The organism is Bradyrhizobium sp. Leo114 (assembly GCF_055229415.2).
The window spans coordinates 1-6,002 of the sequence record NZ_JBUYEN020000117.1 but is presented as its reverse complement, the minus strand read 5'-3'; the positions used below and the strand labels follow the sequence as shown (position 1 = coordinate 6,002).

Here is a 6,002-nt window from a genome sequence, read left to right as displayed (position 1 = left end):
CCGGAATGCTTCGGTTGAACCTGTGGTCCTACCCCCGTGCTTTTTGTTGCACGGGACCCATGGGTGCAACCGGCACCCGGCTTTCCCTGCGCCCTCTGATGATTGAGAGGGTGAAACGAGATGCAAACCTCGGGCACATCATGCCGCGAGAACGCGAACTCACATCCTCACGCTATTTGACATTTGAATCCGAACCTCTCCCCACGTCGTCCCGGCCTTGAGCCGGGGCCCATAACCACAGGCCTTTGTGGTGTGCTCCGCTACAACCACTTGCTCCCGCCACAACAACTCCCTGTGGTTATGGGTTCGCGGGGACGACAGTAGGATGGGCAGAGCGGAGCGAAACCCATCATCGGTACCGCTTGCTCCATCGCGATGGGTTTCGCTGCGCTCTACCCATCCCACGGCCGTCTTTCGACAACGCCGCATGATGCGACAGCGCGTTGGTCAATCGTGAGCGCCCCGGACAGAACGTCGCACTTTTGCGGCGCAGCATGCGCCCATCATCGGGCCCCTGCTAACGGGCAATGGCAATTTGGCCGGCTTCTCTGTATTGGTGGCATACAAGAACTTGGGGCGGGTGATTGGCGCGCCCCGCAATGAAGCGGGAGGAAACATGCGTAAGTGGATGTTGGCTGCGGCATCGGTCGTGGCGATTGCTTTTGCCGGGCCGGCGGCGGCGGACGATCCGATCGTCATCAAGTTCAGTCACGTCGTTGCAACCAACACGCCGAAGGGGCAGGCGGCCGAGAAGTTCAAGGAACTCGCCGAGAAATACACCAATGGCAAGGTGAAGGTTGAGGTCTACCCGAACTCGCAGCTTTACAAAGACAAGGAAGAACTCGAGGCCCTGCAACTCGGCGCGGTCCAGATGCTGGCGCCGTCGAACTCCAAGTTCGGCCCGATCGGGGTCAAGGAGTTCGAGGTGTTCGATCTGCCCTACATCCTTCCCGACCTCGCGACGCTGCGCAAAGTCACCGACGGTCCGCTTGGCGCGAAACTTCTGAAATTGCTCGAGCCGAAGGGCATGATCGGTCTCGCTTACTGGGACAACGGCTTCAAGCAGATGAGCGCCAACAAGAAACTGATCGAGCCGGCGGACTACAAGGGCCTGAAGTTCCGAATCCAGTCGTCCAAGGTGCTGGAGGCGCAGTTCCGAAGCCTCGGCGCGATCCCCCAGGTGATGGCGTTCTCCGAGGTCTACCAGGCACTGCAGACCGGCGTGGTCGACGGCCAGGAGAATACCTGGTCGAACATCTACACCCAGAAAATGCACGAGGTGCAGAAGTACATCACCACCACCAATCACGGCTATATCGGCTACATCGTGGTCGTGAACAAGAAGTTCTGGGAAGGCTTGCCGCCCGATATCCGCGCTAGTTGCGAGAAGGCGATGAAGGAGGCCACCGCCTACGGCAACGGCCAGTCGCAGAAGGAGAACGACGACGCGCTCGCCGAGATCAAGAAGACCGGCAAGAGCGAGATCATCGCGCTGACGCCGGAGCAGGATGCGGCGATGCGCAAGGCGATGGAGCCGGTCTACAAGGACGTCGCCAAACGCGTCGGCCAGGGCTTGATCGACGAATTCGTCAAGGAGACCAAGGGGGCGACGAACTGAGACGTGTTGATTGGGGCGTACTCTTCCGTCATGGCCGGGCTTGACCCGGCCATCCACGTCTTTGTGGATGCCCGGGCGGCCTGCGCGAAGACGCCTTTCGCGCCTTAGCCCACCATGACGAATTCACTGTAGACGGGGGGAACATTGATACTGCTCCGCATCCTCGACCGGCTGGAGGAGATATTGATCGCGACGCTGATGGCGGCCGCGACTCTCATCATCTTCGTGGCGGTGTGCCATCGCTATCTGATCGGCATTCCCTTGCTTTACCCGATCCTGTTCCCGATCAACCTGTCCTGGGCGCAGGAATTGTGCATCTACATGTTCGTGTGGATGGCGAAGTTCGGCGCGGCCTATGGCGTGCGCACCGGCATCCATGTCGGCGTCGACGTCGTCGTCAACCAGCTCAGATCGCCGTGGCGCAACATCGTGGTGCTGTTCGGTCTGCTCGGCGGCGCCTTCTTCACCGCCGTGATCGGCACCATGGGCGCAAAGTTCGTCTACGGCCTGATGCAGACCGACCAGGTCTCGCCTGATCTCGAGATACCGAGCTGGTTCGTCTATCTCTGCATTCCGCTCGGTTCCTATTTGATGTGCTTCCGCTTCCTGCAGGTTGCCTGGGCTTATTTCCGCAGCGGTGAACTTCCGCATCACGATCATGCCCGCGTCGAGGGCGTCGAGGTCGATGCGCCCGCGATCGGTGCCGGCGAGGTGACGCGATGACGAGCCTCTTCATCTTCGGCCTGCTGATTGTCCTGATGCTGACAGGCATGCCGATCTCGATCGCGCTCGGTCTGACCGTGCTCACCTTCATCTTCACCATGACCAACGTGCCGACGGAATCGGTGGCGCTGAAATTGTTCACCGGCATCGACAATTTCGAGATCATGGCGATCCCCTTCTTCATCCTGGCTGGCAATTTCCTGACCCATGGCGGCGTCGCCCGCCGCATGATCGCTTTTGCGACCGCGATGGTCGGACATTGGTATGGCGGGCTGGGGCTCGCCGGCGTCATGGCCTGCGCGCTGTTTGCGGCGGTGTCGGGCTCGTCACCGGCGACCGTGATCGCGATCGGCTCGATCATGATGCCGGCGATGGTGAGCCATGGATTTCCGAAGCGCTTCGGCGCGGGCGTGATCACGACTTCCGGCGCGCTTGGCATTCTGATCCCGCCGTCGATCGTGATGGTGATCTATTGCGTGGCGACCGGCGGCAGCATCGCGCTCGATCCGGCCGGCCATCGCGTCTCCTCTGCGTCCGTCGGGCAGATGTTCATCGCCGGTGTGATCCCCGGCTTGATGCTCGCCGCGCTATTGGGGATGACGACATTCTATCGCGCCTGGCGCAACGACTATCCGCGGCTGCCGCGCGCAAGCTGGGCGGAGCGGTTCACCGCGTTCCGTCGCTGCGTCTGGGGATTGCTGCTGATCGTGATCGTGCTCGGCGGCATCTACGCGGGCATGTTCACGCCGACGGAGGCCGCCGCCGTCAGCGCGGTGTACGCCTTCGTCATCGCGGTCTTCGTCTATCGCGATATGTCGCTGAAGGACGTGCCCAGGGTGCTGCTCGGCTCGGCTAACATGAGCGCGATGATCCTCTACATCATCACCAATGCCGTTCTGTTCTCCTTCCTGATGGCGAACGAGAACATCCCGCAGCAGATCGCGGCGTGGATCACCGGGGCGGGCGTCGACTGGATCATGTTCCTGCTGGTGGTCAACCTGCTGCTGCTGCTCGCCGGCAATGTAATGGAGGCGTCCTCGATCGTGCTGATCATGGCGCCGATCCTGTTTCCGGTGGCGGTCAAGCTCGGCATCCATCCGGTGCATTTGGGCATCCTGATGGTGGTCAACATGGAGGTCGGCATGTGCCATCCGCCTGTCGGCCTCAACCTCTATGTCGCGTCCGGCATCGCCAAGATGGGCATCACGGAACTGACGATCGCGGTGTGGCCATGGCTTTTGACCATGCTGATCTTCCTCGGCATCGTCACCTACGTTCCCGAAATCTCGCTGTGGCTGCCGCGTGCGCTCGGCATGTTGTGAACGCTTAATGATGGCGGATTACATCTTGGTAAGGGAACGCTCCCTGTCCAAACTGTAAGTTGCGGGGCGGACAGGGCGGTCTCATCTTCAGGCAACCTTCAAAGGAGGTTCGCATGAAGAAAGTTCTGCTCGCCGGCGCCGCGGCGCTCGCCATCGCCGGCTCCACCGTCGCCTACGCCCAGCATCGTCCGTGGATGCATGGCCAGATGCGGATGAACCCGGAGGACCGCGCGGCCTTCCTCGATGCCCGGATCGCCGCCGTTCACGCCGGGCTGAAGCTCACGGCGGACCAGGAGAAGCTGTGGCCGCCGGTCGAGGCCGCGGTGCGCGATTTCGCCAAGCTCCGGATCGACCGCGCCAATGCGCGGATGGAGGCGGAGAAGAACGCGGATGCGCAGCAGAAGCCGGATCTGGTTGCCCGGCTCCGCGAGCGCGCCGACAACATGGCAGCCAGCGCCGCCGCGCTGAAGAAGATCGCCGACGCCGCCGATCCGCTCTACAAGACGCTGGACGACAATCAGAAGCGCCGGCTCACCCTCCTGACCCACATGGACCGCCGCTTTGGGGGTGAAGGCTGGCGCCGCCACCGCTTCGACCGCGGCTTTGACCGCGACGATCGGGGTGACCGCGACGGCTCCGGCCGGCTCTGACCCCGCCGGTTGGTGACCTAACCATCGGAAAAACCGCCGGAATCCGGCGGTTTTTCCTGTTCCGGGGCGGCCCACCAAAGCACGGGAAAACCTCATCCAGCTTGCTGGACATCGCGGGGGCGCTTTGCTAAACGACGGCCCTCGCAACGAGGTCTTCCGGACCCGTTCCGGGCGCATAGCTCAGTTGGTAGAGCAGCTGACTCTTAATCAGCGGGTCCCAGGTTCGAGCCCTGGTGCGCCCACCACCCTTAAGGGATTGGCCCGCAAGGGCTTTTTTAAACTCCTCGGCAGAACAAACCGGGTCTCGTGCGACGCTTTTAATGGTCGTACGTCGCACGCTGTGCGACGAGTCGGACAACTAGGACCGAAGCCCGTCCACCACTGTAACACGAGACCTACCGGTCTGCGTTCAGCTCTTCATGCCTTCCTTCCGCACCTGCAATTCAGTCTGTCGATACCGGAATCCGCGCGAGCCGCATTGCGGGCGCGGTAGTGCTTCACGATAGTCTGCGCGCTTCGGTATGAATGCCCAGTGATGTCGCAGATCGTCAGCAAGTCGCAGCCAGCCCGAGAAGCATGACGCAGGTATCACGTAGGTCTTGGTCGGGCTCTTGGTCGAGTTCGCCGGCGCCGTTGACGAACATCAGCGCGGGGCAAGGCTTTAGACGCCATGCTGTCTCATGGCCATTGCTGTCGCGCGCGGTCTGCGCATCCAACCATTCCGCTAATGCGCGCTTGCGCTGATCGACCGCTCGAGCGCGCTGCGCCTTATTCTCCTCATCGAGAGGAAAAGGGGCGAACAGCTTGTCAACGTTCTTAATCAGTTCGGCGTCCAGTCGCTCTGCGCGGACAATTGCCTGGCGCGCGTTGTCGCGTGCGAGAAAGCCGAAGATAGCGACGGCCCGTGCGGTCGACACCCAATGGCGATAGGTACTCTCGTCATAAGGCTCACCATTGTCCTCGTTGACCACGAGCTCGGGCGGCACCTTATCCAGTTGAAGCCGAAGCTTGAGCTCCTTTATTCGTGCACGCGAGGCATTTAGCCGTGCGCTGAGTTGTGGCGCCTCCTTGATGTCGACAAGCTCGCCAGTCTTGCTCTGCCGGAAGGGTTTCCAAGCACTGCGCGTACGGTTGTGGACGCTTTGGAACGGGCCTGAACAGCCTACTTGGTGCCCCTGGCCGGCGCCGAATTGGACAGACAAGTTATTGATTTCATTTGGCATTTTATGACGGCGAAATCTCGGTACCAACACGAATACCAACGTTGGCATTCCAAGAATCTGCGCGGATTGTCAGGGCGTGGCCGGCGGTTCCAGTCGCTTCCGGCCATTTTTAGCCCACGATTTCTCATCCCAAACTAGGATTTCATACGATATGGTGCTGGCTATCGTACCCGTGAACGCGAATTGCGACATCGCGTAGCCGGTAGCAGTCGGGTTGTCTCTGAGAACTGATCCCTCGCGCCAATGGCGTACTTCGGCTTCGACCGCACGAGCGAAATCGGAGGATCGGCAGGTTATGGCGCAAACCGGACATTGGAGCCTATGACGGAGCTATGCGGAATTTTGGGTGATGAGGTGATCAGGCGGCGTGGTTTGCCGGCATTTGGATGACCTCGATGCCGTCGTTGAATCTGACACCTGCGATGACCTTCGGCAACTGATTTGTGCCTTTGAGCCGCCGCCAGGT

5 protein-coding genes and 1 tRNA gene are annotated in these 6,002 nt (G+C 61.0%); 5 read left to right on the top strand and 1 reads right to left on the bottom strand.

Translation table 11 applies throughout. From position 1 onward, the window contains the following. Positions 1–616 precede the first annotated feature (616 nt). From ACZIRK_RS44430 to ACZIRK_RS44410, 5 genes are all read left to right on the top strand, one after another. A complete protein-coding gene (locus ACZIRK_RS44430) occupies positions 617–1,618 on the top strand; it encodes a TRAP transporter substrate-binding protein (protein WP_474419749.1) in 1,002 nt (333 codons plus the stop codon). Positions 1,619–1,765: 147 nt separating this feature from the next. Beyond that, positions 1,766–2,341 carry a TRAP transporter small permease gene (locus tag ACZIRK_RS44425; RefSeq protein ID WP_474419751.1) on the top strand — a complete coding sequence of 192 codons (576 nt, stop codon included), beginning with the start codon at positions 1,766–1,768 and terminating at the stop codon, positions 2,339–2,341. Then, the gene (locus ACZIRK_RS44420; RefSeq protein ID WP_028161828.1) at positions 2,338–3,663 is read left to right on the top strand and encodes a TRAP transporter large permease; all 1,326 of its coding nucleotides are present in this window, start codon (positions 2,338–2,340) and stop codon (positions 3,661–3,663) included. The genes ACZIRK_RS44425 and ACZIRK_RS44420 overlap by 4 nt, the downstream gene beginning before the upstream one ends. Before the next feature lie 113 nt (positions 3,664–3,776). Next, the gene (locus ACZIRK_RS44415; protein WP_130228782.1) at positions 3,777–4,313 is read left to right on the top strand and encodes a Spy/CpxP family protein refolding chaperone; all 537 of its coding nucleotides are present in this window, start codon (positions 3,777–3,779) and stop codon (positions 4,311–4,313) included. A 169-nt stretch (positions 4,314–4,482) separates the two neighbouring features. Next, positions 4,483–4,558 (top strand) — tRNA-Lys (locus ACZIRK_RS44410). Between the two features lie 303 nt (positions 4,559–4,861). Here ACZIRK_RS44410 and ACZIRK_RS44405 read toward each other — a convergent pair. Continuing rightward, positions 4,862–5,584, bottom strand: a complete 723-nt coding sequence (locus tag ACZIRK_RS44405) for a hypothetical protein (protein WP_474419748.1) — start codon at positions 5,582–5,584, stop codon at positions 4,862–4,864. Between the last annotated feature and the right edge of the window lie 418 nt (positions 5,585–6,002).